Genomic DNA, 24,079 nt, shown 5'->3' on the forward strand with positions numbered 1-24,079 from the left:
GTGGAGACATCACGGACCGAGAAGGAGGCCGCAGTGCCGGGAGGCAGGCTCACCCAGCAGGAACGCCAGCAGATCGCGCTGGGACTGGCCGACGGCCTCGCCTACGCGGAGATCGCGCGGCGCCTCGACCGCCCCACTTCCACGGTCACGCGCGAGGTGATGCGCAACGGCGGCCCCACCGGTTACCGCGCCGACCTGGCGCACCGCGCCACCGAGCGCCGCGCCCACCGGCGCAGGCAGGCCGTGCCCCGGGACCCGAGCACTCCCCCGCACGCCCCCGGGCGGGACGCCGAGGCGGTGCGCGAGTACGAGGAGATGCTCACCACCGTCCTCATGGAGTCCGGCCTGACCAAGATGACGGCCCGGCTGCTGACCTGCCTCTACACCACCGACGCGGGCAGCCTCACCGCGGCCGAACTCGCCGAGCGCCTCCAGGTCAGCCGGGCGTCCGTCTCCAAGGCGGTCGGGTTCCTGGAGAGCCAGGGCCTCATCCGCCGCGAACGCGACGAACGCCGCCGTGAGCGCTACGCCGTCGACGACGACGTCATGTACCAGTCGATGATGGCCAGCGCCCGCTCCACCGCCCAACTGGGGGAGGTCGCCCGGCAGGGCGTCGGCATCCTGGGCTCCGACACCCCGGCCGCCGCACGCCTGGAGAACATCGCCCGCTTCGTCGATTTCGTCTCCGAGAGCATCATCCGCGCGGCGGACCAGGCGCGCGAGGTGCTCCACACGAAACCCGGCACGCCCTCCGGCGACTCCGCCTGAGGACGTTCCGGGACACCGCTACGCCCGGAACTCCGGCGTGCGTTCCGGGGATGCCTCGGCGAGGGCCTCGACGACGGCCCCGACCCCCGCGCGCAGGCCGTAGACGGGAGTGCCGGGCTGCTGGCGCCAGGACGCGTCGAGACCGCCGGCGTCGACCGTGTCGAAGCCGAGCTCGTCGATCAGGGCCCGGACCCTGCCCTTGGCCGCCTCGTCGTCACCGGCCACCGGGAGCGCCAGGCGGCCGGGATCACCGGCCGGGCGGGGACGGGTCAGGATGTCCTGGGCGTAGGTGCCGCTGAAGGCCTTGATCACCGGGTGACCCAGCTGGCGTTCCGTCCAGCGGCTCTCGGTGATGCCGTCGTCCTCGATCGGCGCGATCCTCCCGTCCCGCTGGGGGTAGTAGTTGCCGGTGTCGATGACGGCGACGTCCCGCGCGGCGTCGTCGAGGAGGCCGGCGGGCAGGTTCGGCACGGCCCTCAGCGGGACTGCGACGACCACGACATCCGCTCCGCGCGCCGCATCCTCGGCCCGCACCGGCGTCGCGCCGGTCTCCTCGGCCAGGTCCGTCAGCGTGTGGGGGCCGCGCGAGTTGGCGACGGAGACGTCGTGGCCGAGGGCGGTGAGCCGCCGTGTCAGGTTGCCGCCGATGTTCCCCGCGCCGATGATGCCGATCCTCATGTCCCGCTCGCCTCGCCCTTCCAGTGGTCGATGTCCGCCGCGGCTCCGTGCGCGGCCGCCGTGGTCGGCACCAACATCCTCGTGCGGTGGGCTATTCCGGGTCGGGCGGCGACCGGACGGGTCCCGGCCGTGGTGGTGGCGGGGCCGGCCGGCATGGCGAAGGGCCCGGTCCGCCGTGTGCCGACCGGGCCCCCTCGACGTGTCCCTACTTGTTCAGGTGGGCCCAGAACTCGTCGAAGGACAGGACCTTGTCGCCGTTCAGGTCGCGGGAGGCGATGACGGCCTCCGCGACCGCCTCGGTCACGTTCCAGTCACCGCCCTGGGCCAGGGCGGTCTTGAACTCGGCAGCGGTGATGACCCCGTCCCCGTCCGTATCGATCCGCTCGAACTGCTTGCGCGCTTCCTCGATGTCCGCCACCGATCCGCCCCTTTGTGTCTAGTCTTCCGGTGTTCTGCCGGACTCCCCTGGAGTCCTGATGACGCAGGTCAGATTAACCGCCCCTACGAGCCGCCCGTACGGCGGCCGGGCGGCGTCCGCGACAGGCGTGCGCAGGACGTCGGCCGGGCGCCCGGGTGGGACGGGTGGCCGAAGGTGTGCACGCACGGGTTCGGTGGCGCTCACCGGCACGTGCCGTCGTCCCTCGGCGGCCGATTCGCACTGCCGGACGGGCCTCCCGCCCACCGTGGAGGGGGCCGTGACCCGGGCCGTCCCGGGACGGTGAGGGCCCGCGTGCGGCGGGAGGAGGTGCGGGTGTGGAGACCCCGCGGAGGCGGGCGGAGCCTCAGCGGTCCGCCACGCGCATCTCGAACCACGTGGTCTTGCCGCGCGGAAGCAGGTCGACGCCCCAGCGGTCGGCGAGGGTGTCGACGAGGAAGAGGCCCCGGCCGCTGATGTCGAGTTCCTGTACCGGCATCAGACAGGGCAGGGCCCGGGAGGGGTCGCGGACCTCGACGCGGATCCAGCCGCGGCGGCGGCGCAGCCGGAGGCCGAAGACCCGGGCACCGGTGTGACGCACGGCGTTGCCGACGAGCTCGGAGACGAGCAGGACGGCGTCCTCGGTGGTCTTGGGGGTGAGGCCCCAGTGACGCAGGACGACGACCTGGGTCAGTCGGCGGGCCGTGGCGGCGGACTCGGGGCGGGACGGCAGCGGCACCTCCGACTCCGCCGGGTCACCGTACAACTCCAGTACCTTCAGGGCGCGTTCGTCCTCGACCGTCGGCGACCAGCGCGACGCGGTCGCCCGTCCGACTCCCCGCGGCTGTTCCATGCCCTCCAGCCCCGCCATGGCCCCATCATGGCTGCCGGAAGGGTTCTCCGGGGTCGTTCCAAGGGAATGCGCCCCCCTCGCGCCCCCCTTCCGCATCAGGCGTCCGGCATATGCCGACGGCACTTCGGAGCCGTCTACGGACCATCTGAGCTGCGGCAACGGCTCACGGGAAGGCAATCGACGGGCTCCCTCGACACGGCAGGCTTAAGGGTGCGTTAAGGCTCCCATAAACTGCCCCATCGAGGGACCCTGATCAGACATCGCGTCAATTGCAAGGGCCGGAGACAGAAAAATCACCGGACCCGCCACGACCCGTGGAATCAGAGGAACTTCGCCTTGCCGGGGCCCTCCTCGACGAAGCTGCGCATCCCCCGCTCACGGTCCTCGGTGGCGAACAGGCCCGCGAACCAGTTGCGTTCGACGGCGAGGCCGGTGTCGATGTCCGTCTCCAGACCCGTGTCGATCGACTCCTTGGCCGCACGCAGCGCGATCGCCGGTCCCTGCGCCAGCTTCGCGGCCCAGGCGTGGGCCTGCTCGTAGACCTCGGCAGCGGGGACCACGCGGTCCACCAGGCCGATGGCCAGCGCCTCGGCGGCCTTCACCTGACGGCCGGTGAAGATGAGGTCCTTCGCCTTGGACGGGCCGACCAGGCGCGCCAGCCGCTGGGTGCCGCCGGCCCCCGGGATGAGGCCGAGCAGGATCTCGGGCTGGCCGAGCTTGGCGTTCTCGCCGGCGATACGGTAGTCGGCACACAGCGCGAGCTCGCAGCCGCCGCCGAGCGCGTACCCGGTCACGGCGGCCACGACCGGCTTCGGGATGCGGGCCACGGCGGTGAAGGAGTCCTGGAGGGCGCGGGCGCGCAGGACCATCGCGGTGTGGTCCATCGCCTGCATCTCCTTGATGTCCGCGCCCGCCGCGAACACCCTCTCCCCGCCGTAGATCACCACGGCGCGCACGTCGTCGCGACGCGTGGCCTCCTCGGCGAGTTCCTTCAGCCGGTCCTGCGTGGCGATGTCCAGCGCGTTCATGGGCGGGCGGTCCAGGCGCAGCGTGCCGACGCCGCCTGCGACTTCGAGGTGTACGGTCATGCCAGCAGGTTAACGGCGACTAACGGCTGCGGCCCCGGTGCCGTACCTCACACCGGGGCCGCGCTGGTGGTGCCGCGTCCTACGCCTTCCACTCCTCCCAGGACATGTTCCAGCCGTTGAGGCCGTTGTCCGGGGCGATGGTGGCGTCGTCGCTGTTCTTGACGATCACGACGTCGCCGAGCATGGAGTTGTCGAAGAACCAGGCGGCCGGGGCCTTCTTGTCCCAGCCGCCGCGCACGTCGCGCAGGCCGACGCAGCCGTGGCTGGCGTTGCGGTTGCCGAAGGCGTCGCCGCCCCAGTAGTTGCCGTGGATGAAGGTGCCGGACGTGCTCAGGCGCATGGCGTGCGGGACGTCCTTGATGTCGTACTCGCCGCCGTAGCCGACCGTGTCGCCGTTCATGCGGGTCACGGTGAGCTTCTCGCTGATGACCATCTGGCCGTTCCAGGTCTCGTAGCCGGGGGCACCGGTGGTGACCGGAACGGTCTTGACGAGCTTCCCGTCGCGGGTGACCTTCATCGTGAGCTTCTTGGCGTCGACGACGGACACCTGGCTGCGGCCGATGGTGAAGGAGATCCTCTTGTCCTGCTCGCCGTAGACGCCGGGGCGGCCCTCCACGCCGTCGAGGTTGAGGTCGACGGTGACCTTGGTGCCGGCCTTCCAGTACTTCTCGGGGCGGAAGTCGAGGCGGTCGTTGCCGAACCAGTGGCCCTCGACCTCGACGGCCGGCTCGGTCGTGATGCGGATGGCCTTCTCGACGTCGTCCGGGTTGGTGATGCCCCGGGTGAAGCGGACGGAGAACGGCATCCCGACGCCGACCTTCGAGCCGTCCTCGGGGGTGAAGCTGCCGATGAAGGTGTTGCGGGGCGTCAGGGTGGTGAAGCCGGAGTCCTCGGCGGCCGTGCGGCCCTCGGAGTCCTTGGCGACCGCGTGCACGGTGTACCGGGTGGAGGCGGCCAGGTGGGTGGACGGCGTCCAGGTGGCGCCGTCACCGGAGATCTCGCCCTCTATGCGCTCGCCGTCGGGGTCCTTGACGACGACCTCGGTCAGCTTGCCCCTGGTGGCGCCGACCTTCAGCACGCCGCTGGTCCCGACGGACTTCGCGCCGTCCTCGGGTGCGATGGCGATGACCGCCTCCGACTGCTTGCTCTGCGCCGCGGAGGAATCCCTGCCCTTGCCGTCGCCCTTGCCGGAGCCGGAGTCCTTTCCCCCGCCGCCGCAGGCGGTGACCGCCAGCATCACGCCGAGTGCCAGCGCCGCCAGTTTCCTTCCGCCTCGCCGCCACGCGTCCACCGACGCCCCCCGTATCGGCCCCACGTTCAACTTGCTCTCCCCTCGGCGGGCCTGGCCGACCCGCACCCCAGCGCGCCCCTCGCGCGCTCCGGCGCATAGTAACCAGATGGTCAGACTGGTTGACGTCGCGCGTTTGTCACCGTTCCGTCCCAACCGCGCCCTCTCGCGTTCGGTTGCCGGTGCTACCCGTCAGCGCCCCGGTCCCGGGACGGATCCAGTCCGAACAGGGAGCCGGTGGCGGCCGCCAGTTCGTGCGCGCAGCCGTCGGCCGTCGCGGCCGGGACGGCGCTCCTGCGCAGGGCACCCGTGACGGCGTCCTCCAGGAGGGCGAGCCGGGCGACGAGCAGCCGCGGCCCCGCCGGTCCGCGCCGGTCACCGTCAGCCACGGTGATCAGGGTCTCGTGCGCCCGCCGCTGCAGAGCGGCGAGGGACTGCCAGACGTCGGTGGCCCGCCCGGGGGCGCGTGGTTCGGCCAGCGCCTCGTGCAGCCGACGGCCCAGATCCGCGTGCCAGGCGGCCATCTCCCCGGACACCTCCGCGCGGAGGCCGTCCAGGCACATCAGGAGGACGGCCGCACCCGTGGCGACGCCCACCCGCACCGGACGCCTGGCCGCCGCCCGTGGCGGTCCGGCGTTCGCGCCCAGATGGTTCCGCAGGACGACGGGCATGACCTCGGCGGCCGCGTGCTCCGAGGGGTCCGCGGGCACCAGCACGGAGCGCACCGGGGTGAGGCCGTGCGCGGCCCGCTCGGCGGCCGCGTGGCAAGCGTGGTCGGTGGGCAAGGGACGCACTGCTCCTTTCGCCGGTGCCCGCGGCACCGGCCGGTCGCGTGTGTTCGGGTAACACGACCGGGGAGCGGGCCCGGTTCACCTCGGGGCGCGGTACTCCTCCCGATCCGGGCGCGGGAACTCCTCCCGTCCGGGCGCGGCTGGGCCGCCGTCGGCCGTTCGGCCGACGGGTCACTTCACGGCGCTGCCCGCCTTCCACTCCTTCCAGCCCATGTTCCAGCCGCCGAGCCCGTTGTCCGGGGCGACCTTCCGGTCCTTGCTGTTGATCACCTCAACGACGTCTCCGACCAGGCTGCGGTCGAAGAACCAGCCCGCCGGGGTGTCCGGACCGCCACCCTTCACGTCGCGCAGGCCGATGCAGCCGTGGCTGACGTTGGTGCGGCCGAAGACGTCGTCCGGGGCCCAGTAGTTGCCGTGCAGGAAGGTGCCGGAGTCGGTCAGGCGGATGGCGTGCGGGACGTCCGGGATGTCGTACTCGCCGCCGAAGCCCACCGTGCGGCTGTCCATCCGGGTGACCTCGAGCATCTCGGTGATCACCATCCTGCCGTTGTAGGTGGTGGTCTTCGGTGCGCCCGCCGTCACCGGCACCGTGGCCAGCAGCTCTCCGTCCCGCCTGACCTGCATGGTGTGCCGGGACGCGTCGACCCGGGAGACCTGGCTGCGGCCGACGGTGAAGGTGAAGGTGCGGTGCTGGAGGCCGTACACCCCCGGCGCCCCCTCGACGTCGCGCAGGCGCAGCTCGACGGTGACCCGGGTGCCCGGTTTCCAGTAGTGCTCGGGGCGGAAGTCGAGGCGGGAGCGCCCGAACCAGTGCGGGCGGATCTCCACGGGCGGGCGCGCCGTGACGCGGACCGCGCGTTCGACCGCCGCGCGGTGCGCGATCTCACGGTTGAACGCCAGGGAGACGATCATCCCGGTACCGACCGTGGAGCGGTTCTCCGGGGCGACGTAGCCGATGTAGCGCTTGTCGGGGACGTACGTGGTGAAGGTGGTGTGGCGGGCGGAGCGGCGCCCCGAGCCGTCCCGGGCCACCGCGTCGACCGTGTACCTGGCGGCCAGCGCCAACCGGTCGTCGTCCGGCTTCCAGGTCCTGCCGTCGGCGGAGATCTGCCCCGGCACCCGGGTCTCCCGCGCGTCCTGCGACCTGACCACCTTCACCGACTCCAGCCGCCCCCGCTGCACCCGCACGCGCAGCGCGTGCCCGGGGCGCACGTTCCTGGCGCCGTCCGCGGGGGTGACCCGGACGACGTCCTCGGTGGCCGGAGCTCCGAACACCCCGGCCACCGGCCCGTCCGGGGTGCAGCCGGCGGCCCCGGCCAGCAGTCCTGCCCATGTCACTACGGCGGCCAGTGCGGCCCTCGCGCGCCGTGCGCGCCCTTGTACGTGCCTCACGCGGTACCCAACGACGGGCCCGCGCGTGGGGAAACGACCATGCCGCCTCCCGGGGAAACGTGAGTGCGAGGCACGCTGTGGGCAGAACAGTGGGGAGGACGACGCGCCGGGGAGCCGCGGCCCGGGCCGACACACGGGCCGGTCTCTCCGTCCCCCGTCGTTCCACGAGCCGCGGGAGGCTGAAAGGTGTCCAGCGCAGCCGAGCAGGAGGCGGTGGCCGGGGAGCGGGCCACCGGGAACGGGGCACGCCCGGCCGTCGTCGTGGGCGGCGCCCGGGCGGCGGCGCAGCCGCTCGCGGTGCCGGTGCGGCCGGGCACGCCGACGCCGCTGGGCGCCCGGTTCCGGGTGGGCCCGGACGGGGTGGCGGGGACGAACTTCGCGTTGTGGGCGGGTGGAGCGGAGGGTGTCGAGCTGTGCCTGTTCGACGAGCGGGGCCGGGAGACGCGGGCCCGGCTCACCGAGCTGACGCACGAGATATGGCACGGCTTCGTGCCGGGGGTGAGGCCGGGCCAGCGCTACGGCTACCGGGTGCACGGCCGCTGGGACCCCTGGACCGGCGCCCGCTGGAACCCGGCCAAGCTGCTGCTCGACCCGTACGCCCGCGCGGTGGACGGCGACTTCGCCGGCGGCGGTCTGGCGCCCGAGGTGTACGGACACGTGCGCGACTGGCCGGAGCAGCACGTGGCGGACACGGTGCGCGACGACCGGGACTCCGCGCCGTACGTGCCGAAGGGCGTCGTGGTCCATGACGACGACGACTGGTCCGACGACCGCCGGCCGAAGACGCCCTGGGCGGACTCGGTGATCTACGAGCTGCACGTCAAGGGGTTCACCCGGCGGCATCCCGGCATCCCCGAGGAGCTGCGCGGCACTTACGCGGGCCTTGCGCACCCGGCGGCGATCGAGCACCTGGTGAAGCTGGGCGTGACGGCCGTGGAGCTGCTGCCGGTGCACCAGTTCGCGCACGAGGACCACCTGCTGCGCCGGGGCCTGCGCAACTACTGGGGCTACAACTCCGTCGGCTACTTCGCCCCGCACGCCGGCTACGCGGCCTCCGGCACGGCGGGGCAGCAGGTCGGCGAGTTCAAGCGGATGGTGCGCGCCCTGCACGCGGCCGGCATCGAGGTCGTCCTCGACGTGGTCTACAACCACACCGCCGAGGCGGGGGAACTCGGCCCGACGCTCTCCCTGAAGGGCATCGACAACCGCGGCTACTACCGCCTCCAGCCGGACGCCCGTCGCTACGCCGACTACACCGGCTGCGGCAACACCCTGCACGTGGTGCAGCCGCACGTGCTGCGCCTGATCACCGACTCGCTGCGCTATTGGGTCACCGAGATGGGCGTGGACGGCTTCCGCTTCGACCTGGCGGCGGCGTTGGCCCGCTCGATGCACGACGTCGACATGCTCTCCCCGTTCCTCGCGGTGATCGCCCAGGACCCGGTGCTGCGCCGGGTGAAGCTGATCGCCGAACCGTGGGACGTGGGCAGCGGCGGCTACCAGGTGGGCGCGTTCCCGCCGCTGTGGACGGAGTGGAACGACCGGTACCGCAACGCCGTGCGCGACTTCTGGCGGCACGCGCTGCCCGACGTGCGCGAGATGGGCTACCGGCTCTCGGGCTCCAGCGACCTGTACGCCTGGGGCGGGCGGCGCCCCTACGCCTCGGTCAACTTCGTGACGGCGCACGACGGTTTCACGCTGCGCGACGTGGTGTCGTACGAGCGCAAGCACAACGAGGCCAACGGCGAGGGCAACCGGGACGGCTCGGACGACAACCGCTCCTGGAACTGCGGTGCCGAGGGCGATACCGACGACGAGGGCGTGCTCACGCTGCGGCGGCGCCAGCTGCGGAACCTGATGACCACGCTGCTCCTGTCGACGGGGGTGCCGATGCTGGTCGCGGGCGACGAGATGGGCCGCACCCAGGGCGGCAACAACAACGCCTACTGCCAGGACAACGAGATCGGCTGGGTGGACTGGGGTCTGCTCGACGACCCCGGGTGGCGGAACCTGTTCGAGCTGACCTCCCGGCTGATCGCGCTGCGCCACCGCCACCCGGTCCTGCGCCGCCGCGCCTTCTTCTCGGGCCGCGCCCACTCCGCCGACGGGCTGCGCGACCTGGCGTGGTTCACCCCCGAGGGCACGGAGATGACGCAGGGCGACTGGTTCGCGCCCGCCGCCACGCTCGGCATGTACCTCTCCGGGCGGGACATCCCGGGCCGCGACGAGCGGGGTGCGCAGGTCCTCGACGACAGCTTTCTCGCGGTCCTGCACGCCGGCGCCGCCCCGGTGCCCTTCACCCTGCCGGGGCCGCCGTGGGCCGACCGGTACGAGGTCCTCGTCGACACGGGGCGGGAGGAGCAGGCCGCGGCACCGGGCGTGGAGCACCCCGCCGGCACACGGATCACGGTGCCGGGGCGGACGGTCCTGCTGCTGCGGGTGCGGTGAGCGGGGCCGCCGGACGATCGGCCGCCGGAGTGACGCGGCTGCCGGGACCCGCGCGGGCGACCGCGCGAACGCGCAGGTCGTAGGACCTTCGGCGGAGGCGGGTCCGGCCGAAACTCGGTGGGAAGTGTCCGTGGTCGTCCGTAGGCTCACTGCTGATGGCCACGACACCTCCTCCCCCCGAAACCCGTTCCACCGTGCGCACGTTGCTGCGGCTGTGGCCGTACGTGCGGCCCGTGCGGGCGCGTCTGTTCACCGCCGCGTTCGTCGCGGTCCTGGCGTCCTGCATCGGCCTGGTCATCCCGCTCGTGCTGAAGTGGCTGGTGGACGGGCCGGTCGCCGACCGGGACCCGGCGGGGGTGTGGCTCGGCGCGCTGTACCTGCTGCTGCTCGGGCTCGCGGAGGCGCTGCTGTTCGGGTTCCGGCGGTGGCTGGTGGCGCGCCCGCTGTCGCACGTCGAGGCGGAGATGCGGGCGGATCTGTACCGGCACCTCCAGCGGCTTCCGGTGGCCTTCCACGACCGGTGGCCCTCCGGGCAGTTGCTGTCCCGGGGCACCACGGATCTGATGCTGCTGCGCATGTTCCTCGCCTTCCCGCTGACCTTCCTGCTGGTCAACGGGGTGACGATCCTGCTCGGCGTGATCATCATGCTGGTCCAGGACTGGACCCTGGGCCTGGTGATCCTGGTGCCGGCCGTGCCGGTGATGGTCACCTGCGTGGTGTTCGAGAAGCGGTACTCCAGGGCGTCGCGGCTCGCCCAGGACCAGGTCGGTGACCTGACGACGGTGGTCGAGGAGAGCGTGCTCGGCATCCGGATCATCAAGGGGTTCGGCCGGCACCGCAGCCAGGCCCGGGCGTTCCGGGAGCTGTCGGGGGAGTTGCGCGGGACGGAACTGCACAAGGCGCGGCTGCTGGCCACGATCCTGGGCGTCATCGTGACCCTGCCGGAGCTGGCCATCGGCGCGGCCCTGGTGCTCGGGACGATCCGGGTGGCCGACGGGGACCTGTCGGCGGGCACCCTGGTGGCGTTCCTGTCGACGGCGCTGGCGCTGCGCTGGCCGGTGGACTCGATCGGCTTCCTGCTGGCGATGAGCCAGGAGGCCGCCACGGCGACCGAACGGTACTTCGAAGTGATGGACGCCGAGGAGGAGGATCCGGTCCCCGGCGCCGTACGGACTCCCCCACCGGCCGCCGAGGGCGAGGGCGGGCTGCGCTTCCACGACGTCACCTTCCGCTTCCCGGACGCGCCCGACGACTCCCCTCCTGTGCTGGACGGCGTCGACCTGCACATCCGGCCCGGCGAGTCCCTGGCCCTGGTCGGCGCGACCGGCAGCGGCAAGACCACGCTCACCGCGCTGGTCCCGCGGCTGCACGAGGTGACCTCGGGACGGATCACCCTCGACGGTGTCGACATCGGGGCGATGTCCCGCGAGGAGCTGCGTTCCCGGGTGGCCGTCGCCTTCGAGGAGCCCACGCTGTTCTCGGCGAGCGTCGGGGAGAACGTGCTGATGGGCGCCGGGGCCGCCGCCGGGAAGGGGGAGCTGGAGCGGGCGCTCGGCGTGGCCCAGGCCGACTTCGTGCACGCGCTGCCGCAGGGCGTGGACACCCAGGTCGGCGAGCAGGGCCTCAGCCTGTCCGGCGGGCAGCGCCAGCGCCTCGCGCTGGCCCGGGCCGTGGTCGGGCGGCCCGACTTCCTGGTGCTGGACGACCCGCTGTCCGCGCTCGACGTGCACACGGAGGCGGCGGTGGAGGCCGCGCTGCGCCGGGTGCTCGCCGACACCACCGCCCTGATCGTGGCCCACCGCCCGTTCACGGTGCTGCTCGCCGACCGCGTCGCGCTGCTGTCCGGCGGCCGGATCACGGCGGTCGGCACTCATCACGAACTGCTGCGCACCCACCCGGAGTACGCCCACCTCATGGCCGGTGACCCGGCGGCGGAACAGGAGGACCAGCGATGACGGCGGCCACCACCGCGCCCGCCCCGGACCGGGACGACGACCGCACCCCGGACACCGGCGACCCCTTCGACCGGGACGTGCTGCCCGCTCCCCCGGACGCCACCGGCAGGCTGCTGCGCTCCCTGCTCGCGCCGCTGCGGGGCAGGGTCGCCGTCACGGCGCTCCTGCTGCTGCTCCAGCAGGCGGCGGTGCAGGCGGGCCCGCTGCTGGTGGCGTACGCGATCGACCGCGCGGTGCCCGCGTTCCGCGCGGACGACCGGGGGCCGCTGATCGCGGTGGCCGTGGGCTACCTGCTGTGCGCGGTGGCCGCCGGGGCGCTGCAATACGCGTTCGTCGCCGCGTCCGCCCGGGTCAGCCAGGACGTGCTGCTGGATCTGCGCGGCCGTATCTTCCGGCACGCGCAGGCGCTCAGCGTCGACTTCCACGAGCGCTACACCTCGGGCCGGCTGATCTCCCGCTCCACCTCGGACGTGGAATCCCTGCGCGAGCTGCTGGAGGAGGGCCTCCAGGAGCTCGTCATGGTGGTGCTCTCCTGCGTCTACATCTCGGTGCTGCTGCTCTGGCTGGACCTGGGGCTCGGTGCCGTGGCGGTGGCGTCGTTCGTTCCCCTGTACGGGCTGGTGCGGCTGTACCAGCGGCGCGCCGGGCGGGTGTACCGGCAACGGTCGACCGCCATCGCCGCGGTGATCGTGAAGTTCGTCGAGACGATGAACGGCATCCGGCCGGTGCGCGCCTTCCGTCGCGAGCACGCCAACGACGCCGGCTTCCGGGTGCTCAACCGGCGGCACGCGCGGACCAACGGCGACGCGCTGCTCGAGATGGCCCGCTACGTCGTCGGCTCGCGGGTGATCGCCAACACGACCGTCGCCCTGATCGTGCTGTGGGGCGCCTACCGGGTGGCGGACGCGTCGCTGGCGCTCGGTGTGCTGGCGGCGGCGGTGCTGTACCTGCGGCGGCTGTACGACCCGATCGACCGGCTGGGGATGTTCCTCAACTCCTACCAGTCGGCGGCGGCCTCGCTGGAGAAGATCGCCGGGCTGCTGGCGCAGACGCCGTCCGTGCCGGAACCGGCCGCGCCCCGGGAACTCCCGCCGCCCCGGTCCGGTACACCGGGCCGCGAGGTGGTGTTCGAGGGCGTCCGCTTCGCCTACCGCACGGGCGGCGAGGTGCTGCCGCGCTTCGACCTCACCCTGCCGGCCGGGCAGACCGTCGCGGTCGTAGGCTCCACCGGCGCGGGCAAGTCGACGCTGGCCAAGCTGCTCGCCCGCTTCTACGACCCGACCGAGGGCCGGGTGCTCCTGGACGGCGTGGACCTGCGCGACCTCGCGGGCGCCGACCTGCGGCGCGGGGTGGTGATGGTGACGCAGGAGGCGTTCCTGTTCTCGGGCACGGTCGCCGAGAACATCTCCATCGGCCGGCCCGACGCGACCCGTGAGGAGATCGAGCAGGCGGCGAAGGAGATCGGCGCGCACGACTTCATCGCCGCCCTGCCCGACGGCTACGACACCGACGTCCGCAAGCGCGGCGGCCGCATCTCGGCCGGGCAGCGCCAGCTCGTGGCGTTCGCGAGGGCGCTGCTGGCCGACCCGGCGGTGCTGATCCTGGACGAGGCGACCAGTTCGCTGGACATCCCCGGGGAGCGGGCGGTGCAGCGGGCCATGGCGACGGTGCTGAGGGGGCGTACGGCGGTGGTGATCGCGCACCGACTGTCGACCGTGGAGATCGCGGACCGGGTGCTGGTGATGGAGCGCGGCCGGATCGTGGAGGACGGCGGCCCGGCCGAACTGATCGCCGGCACCGGCCGGTTCGCGGTTCTGCACCGGGCCTGGCGGGACAGTCTGGTGTGAGCGGACGCGGGGGAAAGGGCGGACACGGGGGGCTCATCAGGTGATCGACGCGTACGAGGATCCCGGCACGCCCGACTGCCGGAGCGGGGCGCGCTACCTGTGGTGGCTGGTGCAGCGCCAGCCGGGGCGGTGCGCGGCGGGGGCGGTGTTCGCCACCGTGTGGATGGTGCTGCTGGCGGCGACGCCGTACCTGATGTCGCGGGCCGTGGACGACGGGCTCGGGCCGGGCGACATGGGCGCGCTGGCGGGCTGGACCGGCGCGCTGTTCGCGGCGGGCTCGCTGAACGCCTGGCTGAGCATCATGCGGCACCGCACGATGACCCGGGTGCGGATGGACGCCAACTTCCGCACGGTGAAGGTGGTGGTGGGACAGGTGGTGCGGCTCGGGGCGTCGCTGTCGCGCCGGACCGCGGCCGGGGAGATCGTCACCATCGGCGTGGGCGACGTGCAGATGATCAGTCAGTCGCTCACCGCCGTGGGACCCGGCGTCGGCGCGGTCGTGGCGTACGCGGTGGTGGCCGGACTGCTGCTGTCGGTGTCGCCGCTGCTGGCGGTCGTGGTGCTGCTCGGGGTGCCGGTGATCGCCCTCGTGGTCGGGCCGCTGGCCGGGCGGCTGCGGGGCGCGGAGAGCGAGTACCGGGAGCGGCAGGGGGTGCTGACCGCGCGGATCGGCGACCTGGCGGGCGGACTGCGGGTACTGAGCGGGCTGGGCGGCAAGCGGCTGGTCGCCGACGCCTTCCGGCGGGACTCGCGGCGGCTGCTGGAGCAGGGGTACCGGGTCGGAGCCGTGACCAGCTGGTTCCAGGCGCTCGGCGCGGGGCTTCCGACGCTGTTCCTCGCCGGGGTGACCTGGATCGCGGCGCGGCTGGCCGCCGAGGGGCGGATCACCGTGGGGGAACTGGTCTCGGTGTACGGCTATGTGGCCGTGCTGGTGTGGCCGGTGGCGTTCCTGGTCGAGTGCGGCTACCAGCTGAGCCGGGGCGTGGTGGCCGCGCGCCGGGTCACCGGGCTGCTGCGGCTGGAGCCCCCGGCGGACACCGCCACCGCCGACCCGCCGGCCGAACCGGCCGCGCTGTACGACCCCGACTCCGGGGTGCGCGTCCGGCCGGGCCGGCTGACCGCGCTCGCCGCCGCGCACCCCGCCGACGCGGTCGCGGTGGTGGAGCGGCTGGGCCGGTACGTGCCGTCCGCCGCCACCTGGGGCGGGACCCGGCTGGACGGGATCGCGCTCCCCGTGGTGCGGGAGCGGATCCTGGTCGCGGACCACGAGGCCGCCCTCTTCGCCGGGCCGCTGCGCGAGGTCGTGTCCGGCCGGTCGGACGCCGGCGACGCCGCCGTCCTGCGTGCGCTGCGCACGGCCGCCGCGGACGACGTGGTTTGGGCCCTGCCCGCGGGTCTGGACTCGGCGGTGTCGGCACAGGGCCGCAGCCTCTCCGGCGGCCAGCGCCAGCGCGTCCGGCTGGCGCGGGCCCTGCTCGCCGACCCGGAGGTGCTGCTGGCCGTGGAGCCCACCTCGGCGCTCGACGCCCACACCGAGGCGGCCGTCGCCGACCGGCTCCGCGCGGCCCGCCGGGGCCGCACGACCGTCCTGGTCACCACCTCCCCCCTCGTGCTGGACCGCGCGGACGAGGTGGTCGTGCTGGTGGACGGCAAGGTCGCGGCCACGGGAAGCCACCGTCGTCTTCTCGCCGCCGAGCCCGCCTACCGGGCCCTGGTGGCCCGGGACACCGACGACACCGACGAGAGCCCCGACAGCGCCGGGGCGGACGCCGAGGAGGCCGTGCGATGAGCGGGGGACGGCTGCCCGTCGCCGAGCCCGCCGAGGTGCGCCGGGCCGCCGCGGCACTGGTGCGGGCGGACGCGCGGGTCTTCGCGGCCGTGCTGACGCTGAACGCGCTGGCCGCCGTGGCGGGGTTGGCCGGGCCCTGGCTGCTGGGGCGCATCGTCGACGAGGTGCGCGGCGGGGGCGGGGTGGCCGTCGTCGACCGGCTGGCGCCGGTGATCCTGCTGTGCGCGATCACCCAGCTGCTGCTGGCCCGCTGGGCCCGGTACGTGGGGCACCGCTTCGGCGAACGGACGCTGGCCCGGGTGCGGGAGCGGTTCGTGGACCGGGCGCTGGCGCTGCCCTCGTCGGTGGTGGAGCGGGCCGGCACCGGTGATCTGACCGCCCGCGGCACTGCCGACGTGACGACCGTCGGCACCACGCTGCGCGACGCGGGGCCGGCGCTGCTGGTCAACGGCCTCCAGTCGCTGTTCGTGGCGGGCGCCGTCTTCGTGGTGGATCCGCTGCTGGGCCTGATCGGAGTGCTGGGGCTCACGCCGATCGCGATCGTGCTGCGCTGGTATCTGCGCCGGGCCCGCGACGGCTACCTCGCCGAGGGGGCGGCGACCTCGGACGTCGCGGAGATCCTCGCGGCGACGGCGGCGGGGGCGCGCACGGTGGAGGCGTTCCGGCTCGAGGAGCGGCGGATCCGGGCCAGCCGGGAGGCGCTGGAGACCTCCCTGCGCACCCGCCTGCACACCCTGTTCCTGCGCTCGGTGTTCTTCCCGGTGGTGGAGGTGGCGTACCACGCGCCGGTGGCCGGCGTGCTGCTGATCGGCGGCGCGCTGCACGAGCGGGGCGCCGTGAGCCTGGGGGCGGTGGTGGCCGCCGCGCTGTATCTGCTGCAGCTGAGCGGGCCGCTGGACGAGGTCCTGGTGCGGGTCGAACAACTCCAGAGCAGCGGCGCCTCCTTCGCCCGGGTGGAGGGGCTGGCGCGGGCCCCGCGGGCGGCGGACCGGGACGGCTGTCCGGATCCGGCGGGCGACCGCATCGACGTGACCGGTGTGCGCTACGCCTACGACGGGGGCGGCGAGGTGCTGCGCGGGGTCGACCTGACGGTGACACCGGGGGAACGGCTCGCCGTGGTGGGCCCTTCCGGAGCGGGCAAGACCACGCTGAGCCGGCTGCTGGCGGGCGTGGACGCGCCGGGGGCCGGGACGGTGACCGTGGGCGGGGTGCCGGTGGCCGCACTGGACCCGGAGCGGCTGCGGCGCCAGGTCGTGCTGGTCACCCAGGAGCACCACGTCTTCCTCGGCTCGGTCCGGGACAACCTGCGCATCGCCGAACCGGACGCGGACGAGGGGCGATTGTGGGCGGCGCTGGCCGCGGTCGGCGCCGCGGGCTGGGTGCGGGAGCTGCCGCGGGGCCTGGACACCGAGGTGGGCGAGGGCGGTTGGGCGACCGACGGCTCGCAGGCCCAGCAACTCGCCCTGGCCCGGGTGGTGCTGGCGGACCCGCACACGCTGATCCTGGACGAGGCCACCGCGCTGCTCGACCCGACGACCGCCCGGCAGACCGAGCGGGCGCTGGCCGCCGTCCTGGAGGGGCGGACCGTCATCGCCGTGGCGCACCGGCTGCACACGGCGCACGACGCGGACCGGGTGGCCGTGATGGAGGACGGGCGGCTCACCGAACTCGGCACGCACGACGACCTGGTGGCGGCCGGCGGGGCCTACGCGGCGCTGTGGCACTCGTGGCACGGGGACGGGACGGGGAGCCGCAAGGAGGCGGAAAGCCGGGACGAAACGGGGAGCCGGGCGGGGGCGGAAAGCCGGGACGGGGCCGGGGACGCCAGCACCGACGGGGGCCGGCCGGGCCCTCGCTGACGCAGACGTCCCCTGCTCACACAAGGACTGACGCCCCGTTGTGTCCACCGGCCCGCGGGCCTCGGTGGCCGCTCCGTATATCGAACCCGAACGCCCGGACAACGAACGGTTTCCGGCCAAAGTTGTGACGCGCTCCTGACAAGTGACGCGATCACCTGCCACTCTTCCCACGGCCGCTGCACGGCAACCCCACGACACCCGTCACCGCCCGCCGCGGCCGGAGCTCCAGCACAGCACGTGGTTCTGCGTACCGCCCCCGTTCTGCCCGGCCGGCCCACCCGCCGGCTGGTCTCCCCTGGCCGCGCGACCCGCGGCCGCGCAGAAGGAGTCAGTGTTGAGAAGCAGTTCCTCCCACAGACACACCCCCCGCAGCACACACCGCCGCGCCGCGGCCGTCGCCCTCGCCGGGGTCGCCGCCCTGGTCGCCACGGCCGTGCAGTCCGGCAGCGCCACCGCCGCCCCGCAGCAGGCACCGTCGGCCGCGAGCGAGGCGAAGCCCGGTGCGGAGTCGGTCCGGCTCACCCCCGCCCAGCGCGCCGCGCTGATCCGCGAGGCGAACGCCACCAAGGCGGAGACGGCCAAGGACCTGGGCCTGGGTGCCAAGGAGAAGCTCGTCGTCCGTGACGTCCTCAGGGACCGCGACGGCACCGTGCACGTCCGCTACGAGCGCACCTACGACGGACTGCCCGTGCTCGGCGGCGACCTCATCGTCCAGGGCGACAAGGCCGGCGAGGCCGACAGGGTCGTCAAGGCCACCCGCACGGCGGTGAAGCCCGCGACCACCGCGGCGAAGGTGCCGGCCGCGAAGGCCGAGCGGCAGGCGCTGTCCGCCGCGAAGGCGGAGGACGCCAAGAGCCCCGACGTCGACCGCGCCCCGCGCAAGGTGATCTGGGCGGCGAAGGGCACGCCGACCGTGGCCTACGAGACGGTCGTCGGCGGACTCCAGCACGACGGGACGCCGCAGGAACTGCACGTCGTCACCGACGCCACGACGGGCGAGAAGCTGTACGAGTGGGAGGCCGTCCACACCGGGACCGGCAACACGGTCTACAGCGGCACCGTCACCCTGACCACCACCCAGTCGGGTTCCACGTACAACCTCACCGACGGGGCACGCGGCGGCCACAAGACGTACAACCTGAACCGCGGCACCTCCGGCACCGGCACGCTGTTCTCCGGCTCCGACGACGTGTGGGGCAACGGCAGCCCCTCCAACCTGGAGTCGGCCGCCGCGGACGCCCACTACGGGGCCGCGCTGACCTGGGACTACTACAAGAACGTGCACGGCCGCAGTGGTATCCGCGGTGACGGCGTGGGCGCGTACTCCCGGGTCCACTACGGCAACAACTACGTCAACGCCTTCTGGTCCGACAGCTGCTTCTGCATGACCTACGGCGACGGCTCGGGCAACGCGAACCCGCTGACGTCGATCGACGTGGCCGCGCACGAGATGACCCACGGTCTCACCTCCAACACCGCGGGCCTCAACTACAGCGGGGAGTCCGGCGGCCTCAACGAGGCGACCAGCGACATCTTCGGCTCCACCGTGGAGTTCTACGCGAACAACTCCTCCGACGTCGGTGACTACCTCATCGGCGAGGAGATCAACATCAACGGCGACGGCACACCGCTGCGCTACATGGACAAGCCGAGCCGGGACGGTTCCTCCAAGGACGCCTGGTACTCGGGCATCGGCTCGATCGACGTGCACTACTCCTCGGGCCCCGCGAACCACTTCTTCTACCTGCTGAGCGAGGGCAGCGGCACCAAGACCATCAACGGTGTCACCTACGACTCGCCCACCTCGGACGGCCTCCCGGTGACCGGCATCGGCCGCGCCAAGGCGGAGAAGATCTGGTTCCGCGCGCTGACCACCAAGTTCACCTCGACCACCAACTACGCGGGCGCCCGCACCGGCACCCTCGCGGCAGCCGGTGAGCTGTACGGCACGACCAGCGCCGAGTACAAGGCGGTCCAGGACGCGTGGGCGGGCGTGAACGTCGGCACGCGCTCCGACGGCGGCGGTGGCGGGGGCGGCACGTCCTTCGAGAACACCGCCGACGTGTCGATCCCGGACAACGGCGCCGCCGTGACCTCCTCGATCACCGTGTCCGGGCGGGCCGGCAACGCCCCGTCCAACCTCCAGGTCTCGGTGGACATCGTGCACACCTGGCGCGGTGACCTGGTCGTCGACCTGCTCGCCCCGGACGGCACGGCGTACCGCCTGAAGAACTACAGCTCCTCCGACTCGGCGGACAACGTCAAGGAGACCTACACGGTCAACGCGTCCTCCGAGACCGCCAACGGCACGTGGAAGCTGCGCGTGCAGGACCAGGCCTCGCAGGACACGGGCTACATCAACGGCTGGAAGCTCACCTTCCCGTAGACCCTGCGGGACGGGCGCGGCCGGCAGTGCGACGGGCGCCGGCCCGGGGACGCGCGTCCCCGGGCCGGCGCCCCGCCGTGTCCGCCGCCCGGGGGACCGCCCTACCCTTGGGTCCCATGTCTTCGGCGGACTTCACCTACGACCACGTCGGCGCGACCCGTGAAGAGGGCTTCTGCCCCGAGGGATTCCACCCGATGCACGTCCGGACGCGCCTCGGCGAGGGCCAGGAGGTCTTCCGCCGGGCGGCGGAGGCGGTCTTCACGTGGGAGATGCACCGGGCGGTCGGCGTCGGTCTCGACGCCGGCGCCGAGCGGGCCGCCCCCGGCGTCGACGTCACCGTCACCCTCGCCGGACTGGTCAAGGCACCCTGCCGGGTCGTCTGGGCGGTGGAGGAACCCCGCAGGGCCGGCTGGGCCTACGGCACGCTCGCCGGTCACCCGGAGTGCGGCGAGGAGTCCTTCGTCGTGGACCGCACGGGCGACGGCACGGTGTGGCTCACCGTCTCCGCGTTCAGCAGGGCGGCCCGCTGGTACGCCCGCGCCGGCGGCCCCGCCACCCGGACCCTCCAGCACGCCTACGCCCGGCGGTGCGGCACGGTCCTGCGCCGCCTGGCCACGCGGGACGCCGAGGACTGACCGCCCAACCACCGGCCGGACCCGTGATCCGGACGGCCCCGGCCGGCACAGACCGGGCGGTGGTTCCCGCCACCCCTCCCGGAGCGGCGCGAACCACCGCCCGGGGAGCGCGTCCCCCGTCGGCCCTCACCGCATCAGCAGGCCCGCCGCCTCCGCCAGGTCCTCCGACGGGACCGTCACCAGGCCCGGTTCCGCGCCCGAGGCCAGCGCGGGATGGGAGGGGAGGATGCGGACCGTGTAGCCGAACGGGCCGGTGCGGTCCAGGGCGAGGGGGCCCTCGTAGACCCAGCGGCCCTCGTGGTCGGGGGCGCCCGCCGGTTTCAGCGGGACGGCCGTGCCGCCGGTGATGCGGTCCTCCTCGTCCACCCGGCCGGAGACCGCCTGGACCTCCACGTCGTCCGGGCCGAGGTCGCCGAGCCCCACCCGGACCCGCAGCCCCAGGGTCGTGCCGAGCTCCGCCGTGTCCGTCGTGGCGGACGTCTCCACGTGGTCCACGGTCACCCCGGGCCACGCGGCGCGCACCCGGGCCTTCCACTCGGCGAGAGAGCGCGCCGCGTCCGGGTCCATCGCGCGGTGGGCAAGCGCGGCCGGCGCGTAGAGGCGCTCGACGTACTCGCGGACCATGCGCCCGGCCAGCACCTTCGGCCCGAGCAGGCTCAGCGTCCGGCGGACCATCTCGATCCACCGGTCGGGCAACCCGCCCTCCCCGCGCTCGTAGAAGCGGGGCGTCACCCGCTGCTCCAGCAGGTCGTACAGGGCAGCGGCCTCTATGGCGTCGCGCCGGTCCGGGTCCGTGCCCGCGCCGTCCGCCGTGGGGATCGCCCAGCCGAAGTCGGGCTGGAACCACTCGTCCCACCAGCCGTCCAGCACCGACAGGTTCAGGCAGCCGTTGAGCGCCGCCTTCATCCCGCTGGTGCCGCACGCCTCCAGCGGCCGCAGGGGGTTGTTCAGCCAGATGTCGCAGCCGGGGTAGAGCTTCTGCGCCATCGCCATGCCGTAGTCCGGCAGGAACACGATCCGGTGCCGCACCCGCGGGTCGTCCGCGAACCGGACCAGCTCCTGGATCAGCCGCTTGCCGCTGTCGTCCGCCGGGTGCGCCTTGCCCGCGACCACGATCTGCACCGGCCGCTCCGGGTGCAGGAGCAGGTCCATCAGCCGGTCCTTGTCGCGCAGCATCAGCGTCAGCCGCTTGTACGACGGGACGCGCCGCGCGAACCCGATGGTCAGCACGTCGGGGTCGAGCACGCTGTCGATCCAGCCCAGCTCGGCCGTCCCGGCGCCGCGCTGCCGCCAGGACGCGCGCAGCCGCTCGCGCACCTCCGTCACCAGCAGCTTGCGCAGCGAGCGGCGCAGCTCCCAGATGTCCTGGTCGGGGATGTCCGCGACGGAGTCCCAGCGGTCGGAGTCGCCGACGCTCAGCGCCTCCTCGGTCCGCTGGGCGCCGATCTGCCGGGCGCCGAGCCGGAACACCTCGGGGGCGACCCAGGTGGGTGCGTGCACCCCGTTGGTCACGGACGTGATGGGCACCTCCTCGGGGTCGAATCCGGGCCACAGTCCGGCGAACATCTCGCGGCTGACCTGGCCGTGCAGCAGGGACACCCCGTTGGCGCGCTGGGCGAGGCGCAGGCCCATCACGGCCATGTTGAACAGGTTGGGTTCGCCGCCGGGGTAGGTCTCCATGCCGAGCCGCAGGATGTGCTCGACGTCCATGTGGGGCAGTTCCGCGCCGGGGCCGAAGTGGCGGGCCACCAGCTCGCGGTCGAAGCGGTCGATGCCGGCCGGGACCGGGGTGTGCGTGGTGAATACGGTGCCCGCCCGCACCGCCTCCAGCGCGGAGTCGAAGTCCAGGTCTTGCGAGCGCAGTTCGGCGATGCGCTCCAGGCCGAGGAAACCGGCGTGGCCCTCGTTGGTGTGGAACACCTCGGGTTCGGGGTGCCCGGTGAGCCGGCAGTACGTGCGCACCGCCCGGACCCCTCCTATGCCGAGCAGCATTTCCTGGAGCAGACGGTGCTCGCTGCCGCCGCCGTAGAGCCGGTCGGTGACACCGCGCTCGCCGAGATCGTTCTCCTCGACGTCGGAGTCCAGCAGGAGCAGCGGGATCCGGCCGACCTGGGCGAGCCAGACGCGGGCGCGCAGCGACCGGCCGCCGGGCAGGGCGAGGGCCACCTGGGAGAGGGTTCCGTGGGGTTCCTCGAGCGGGACGACGGGCAGTTCGTTGGGGTCGAGGACGGGATAGTGCTCCTGCTGCCAGCCGTCGCGGGAGAGCGACTGGCGGAAGTATCCGTGGCGGTAGAGCAGCCCGACCCCGATGAGCGGGGCGCCGAGGTCGCTGGCCGCCTTGAGGTGGTCGCCGGCAAGGATGCCGAGGCCGCCGGAGTACTGCGGCAGCGCGGCCGTGATGCCGAACTCCGGGGAGAAGTAGGCGACGGCGGCGGGCAGCCGGTCGGTCTGGGCCTGGTACCACCGGTCACCGGTCATGTACTCGCGCAGATCGCCGGCGACCGTGTCGAGGCGGTCGAGGAAGTCGCGGTCCCCGGCCAGCTCCTCCAGCCGCCCGGGGGTCACACTGCCCAGCAGGCGTACGGGGTCGCCGCCGGACGCGGCCCAGCGGCCGGGGTCGACGCGGCGGAACAGGTCGCGGGTCCCGGCGTGCCATGACCAGCGCAGATTGCGGGCCAGGTCGCTCAGGGGCCGGAGGGGTTCGGGGAGAACGGGTCGGACGGTGAATCGACGGATCGCCTTCACATTCCACCTCGGCGCGTTCGTGAAAGGACGCGGTGTGCGTCCGGGCATTCCTGCCGACAGTACCGGCGCGGGCGACACCCCCGCTGGAAGCTGGCCGACCTCGCTCCCCCGGTACCCGGCTCAAACGTTTCCTCTCACGGCCGACATGGCCGGATTCCGCCACGGCGGCCGACCTGCCCCGCTTCCCGCCCCGCACTCCGCCCACGTCACCACGGAAAGGACACGGTCGCACACGGCGGGCGACCCCCGGCGCCGACGGAAACCGGGCCCTGGCCGGACTTGTGTGTCGACATACGGGTGAGTAGTTAACAAAGGGCCGGATTGCCCACCCGAATAGGGTGGGAAGGCTCCTGCGGGTACTCCCCACAGGAACACCACGCAGGACCCACCTCCCCACAGACATCCGCCCACCCACGTTGACGCGGACAGGAGCGGTCATGCCCGCCAAGCACCACTCGTCATCACCCCCGACCCGAGGCGCCGGGACGCCGTCGAAGCGCGGCACCGCGGCCGCCTCCGCCCGCCCCGTCCAGGCCGGCCCACCGGCCCGGGCCCCCGAGCCACCCGCCTCCCGGCAGGAGACCTCCGTGGGGCGCATACCCGTCCTGGACGTCCGGCCGATGGTCCGGCAGGGACGGCGGCCCGCCAAGGCCGTCCCCGGCGAGACGTTCGAGATCTCGGCCACCGTGTTCCGCGAGGGGCACGACGCGGTGGCCGCCAATGTCGTACTGAGAGATCCCCAGGGCCGTCCGGGGCCCTTCACGCCCATGCGGCAGCTGGCTCCCGGCACCGACCGGTGGGGGGCGACCGTCACCGCGGGCGAGCCCGGCCTGTGGACCTACACCGTGGAGGCGTGGGGTGATCCGGTCACCACCTGGCGGCACCACGCACAGATCAAGATCCCGGCGGGCATGGACACGGAGGTGGTCCTGGAGGAGGGCGCCCGGCTGTACGAGCGTGCGGCCACCGACGTGCCGGAGGCGGGCCCGAGAGACGTGCTCCTCGCGGCCGTGGACGCGCTGCGCGACGAGAGCCGTCCGGCGGCGTCCCGGCTGGCGGCGGCGTTGACGCCGGAGGTGGACGCGGTGCTGGCGCGGTATCCGCTGCGGGAGCTGGTGACCGGCAGTGAGCCGTTGCCGCTG

The 24,079-nt window shown here is 73.4% G+C and carries 17 protein-coding genes; 9 read left to right on the top strand and 8 right to left on the bottom strand.

Translation table 11 applies throughout. The features are described from left to right. Positions 1-33 precede the first annotated feature (33 nt). Entirely contained in the window at positions 34-768 is a 735-nt protein-coding gene (locus ACFYOV_RS31065) for a helix-turn-helix domain-containing protein (protein ID WP_389093477.1), read from the top strand. 18 nt (positions 769-786) lie between these two features. Here ACFYOV_RS31065 and ACFYOV_RS31070 read toward each other — a convergent pair whose 3' ends face one another. The 7 genes from ACFYOV_RS31070 to ACFYOV_RS31100 all read right to left on the bottom strand — a co-directional run bounded on the left by ACFYOV_RS31070 (position 787) and on the right by ACFYOV_RS31100 (position 7,273). Further along, on the bottom strand, positions 787-1,470 hold the full coding sequence (locus tag ACFYOV_RS31070) for an NADPH-dependent F420 reductase (protein WP_389093479.1): 684 nt from the start codon (positions 1,468-1,470) through the stop codon (positions 787-789). 181 nt (positions 1,471-1,651) lie between these two features. Beyond that, positions 1,652-1,864, bottom strand: a complete 213-nt coding sequence (locus ACFYOV_RS31075; protein WP_389093436.1) for an EF-hand domain-containing protein — start codon at positions 1,862-1,864, stop codon at positions 1,652-1,654. Positions 1,865-2,228: 364 nt separating this feature from the next. Continuing rightward, positions 2,229-2,837 carry an ATP-binding protein gene (locus ACFYOV_RS31080; RefSeq protein WP_389093437.1) on the bottom strand — a complete coding sequence of 203 codons (609 nt, stop codon included), beginning with the start codon at positions 2,835-2,837 and terminating at the stop codon, positions 2,229-2,231. A gap of 197 nt (positions 2,838-3,034) precedes the next feature. Beyond that, complete coding sequence (locus tag ACFYOV_RS31085) at positions 3,035-3,802, bottom strand: enoyl-CoA hydratase/isomerase family protein (RefSeq protein WP_389093440.1); 768 nt, start codon at positions 3,800-3,802, stop codon at positions 3,035-3,037. A 79-nt stretch (positions 3,803-3,881) separates the two neighbouring features. After that, positions 3,882-5,123, bottom strand: a complete 1,242-nt coding sequence (locus ACFYOV_RS31090; protein WP_389093441.1) for an Ig-like domain-containing protein — start codon at positions 5,121-5,123, stop codon at positions 3,882-3,884. A gap of 152 nt (positions 5,124-5,275) precedes the next feature. Continuing rightward, the gene (locus tag ACFYOV_RS31095; protein ID WP_389093444.1) at positions 5,276-5,875 is read right to left on the bottom strand and encodes a hypothetical protein; all 600 of its coding nucleotides are present in this window, start codon (positions 5,873-5,875) and stop codon (positions 5,276-5,278) included. A 177-nt stretch (positions 5,876-6,052) separates the two neighbouring features. Next, a complete protein-coding gene (locus tag ACFYOV_RS31100) occupies positions 6,053-7,273 on the bottom strand; it encodes an Ig-like domain-containing protein (protein ID WP_389093446.1) in 1,221 nt (406 codons plus the stop codon). A 186-nt stretch (positions 7,274-7,459) separates the two neighbouring features. Here ACFYOV_RS31100 and glgX point away from each other — a divergent pair, with 186 nt between their 5' ends. The 7 genes from glgX (at position 7,460) to ACFYOV_RS31135 (ending at position 20,192) form a co-directional block, all read left to right on the top strand. Continuing rightward, positions 7,460-9,721, top strand: coding sequence for a glycogen debranching protein GlgX (gene glgX, locus ACFYOV_RS31105; protein WP_389093449.1), 2,262 nt, complete (start codon positions 7,460-7,462; stop codon positions 9,719-9,721). Positions 9,722-9,876: 155 nt separating this feature from the next. After that, positions 9,877-11,676, top strand: coding sequence for an ABC transporter ATP-binding protein (locus ACFYOV_RS31110; protein WP_389093451.1), 1,800 nt, complete (start codon positions 9,877-9,879; stop codon positions 11,674-11,676). Then, positions 11,673-13,523, top strand: coding sequence for an ABC transporter ATP-binding protein (locus ACFYOV_RS31115; protein WP_389093453.1), 1,851 nt, complete (start codon positions 11,673-11,675; stop codon positions 13,521-13,523). Before ACFYOV_RS31110 ends, ACFYOV_RS31115 begins: the two co-directional genes overlap by 4 nt. A 40-nt stretch (positions 13,524-13,563) precedes the next feature. Beyond that, on the top strand, positions 13,564-15,312 hold the full coding sequence (locus tag ACFYOV_RS31120; RefSeq protein ID WP_389093456.1) for an ABC transporter transmembrane domain-containing protein: 1,749 nt from the start codon (positions 13,564-13,566) through the stop codon (positions 15,310-15,312). Then, positions 15,309-17,171: an ABC transporter ATP-binding protein gene (locus ACFYOV_RS31125; RefSeq protein ID WP_389093459.1), complete on the top strand. Its 1,863-nt coding sequence runs from the start codon at positions 15,309-15,311 to the stop codon at positions 17,169-17,171. Before ACFYOV_RS31120 ends, ACFYOV_RS31125 begins: the two co-directional genes overlap by 4 nt. 334 nt (positions 17,172-17,505) lie before the next feature. Next, on the top strand, positions 17,506-19,557 hold the full coding sequence (locus ACFYOV_RS31130) for a M4 family metallopeptidase (protein ID WP_389093461.1): 2,052 nt from the start codon (positions 17,506-17,508) through the stop codon (positions 19,555-19,557). A 116-nt stretch (positions 19,558-19,673) separates the two neighbouring features. After that, positions 19,674-20,192, top strand: a complete 519-nt coding sequence (locus tag ACFYOV_RS31135) for a DUF1990 domain-containing protein (protein WP_389093464.1) — start codon at positions 19,674-19,676, stop codon at positions 20,190-20,192. A gap of 126 nt (positions 20,193-20,318) precedes the next feature. Here the strand turns inward: ACFYOV_RS31135 and ACFYOV_RS31140 are convergent, their stop codons facing one another. After that, positions 20,319-22,937: a glycosyltransferase family 1 protein gene (locus ACFYOV_RS31140; RefSeq protein WP_389093466.1), complete on the bottom strand. Its 2,619-nt coding sequence runs from the start codon at positions 22,935-22,937 to the stop codon at positions 20,319-20,321. 437 nt (positions 22,938-23,374) lie between these two features. Between ACFYOV_RS31140 and ACFYOV_RS31145 the strand changes: the two genes are divergently transcribed. Further along, positions 23,375-24,079, top strand: a 705-nt coding sequence (locus ACFYOV_RS31145) for a maltotransferase domain-containing protein (protein WP_389093469.1), incomplete at its 3' end; no start/stop codon positions are given.

This window comes from Streptomyces sp. NPDC005931 (assembly GCF_042871235.1).
GTDB lineage: Bacteria > Actinomycetota > Actinomycetes > Streptomycetales > Streptomycetaceae > Streptomyces.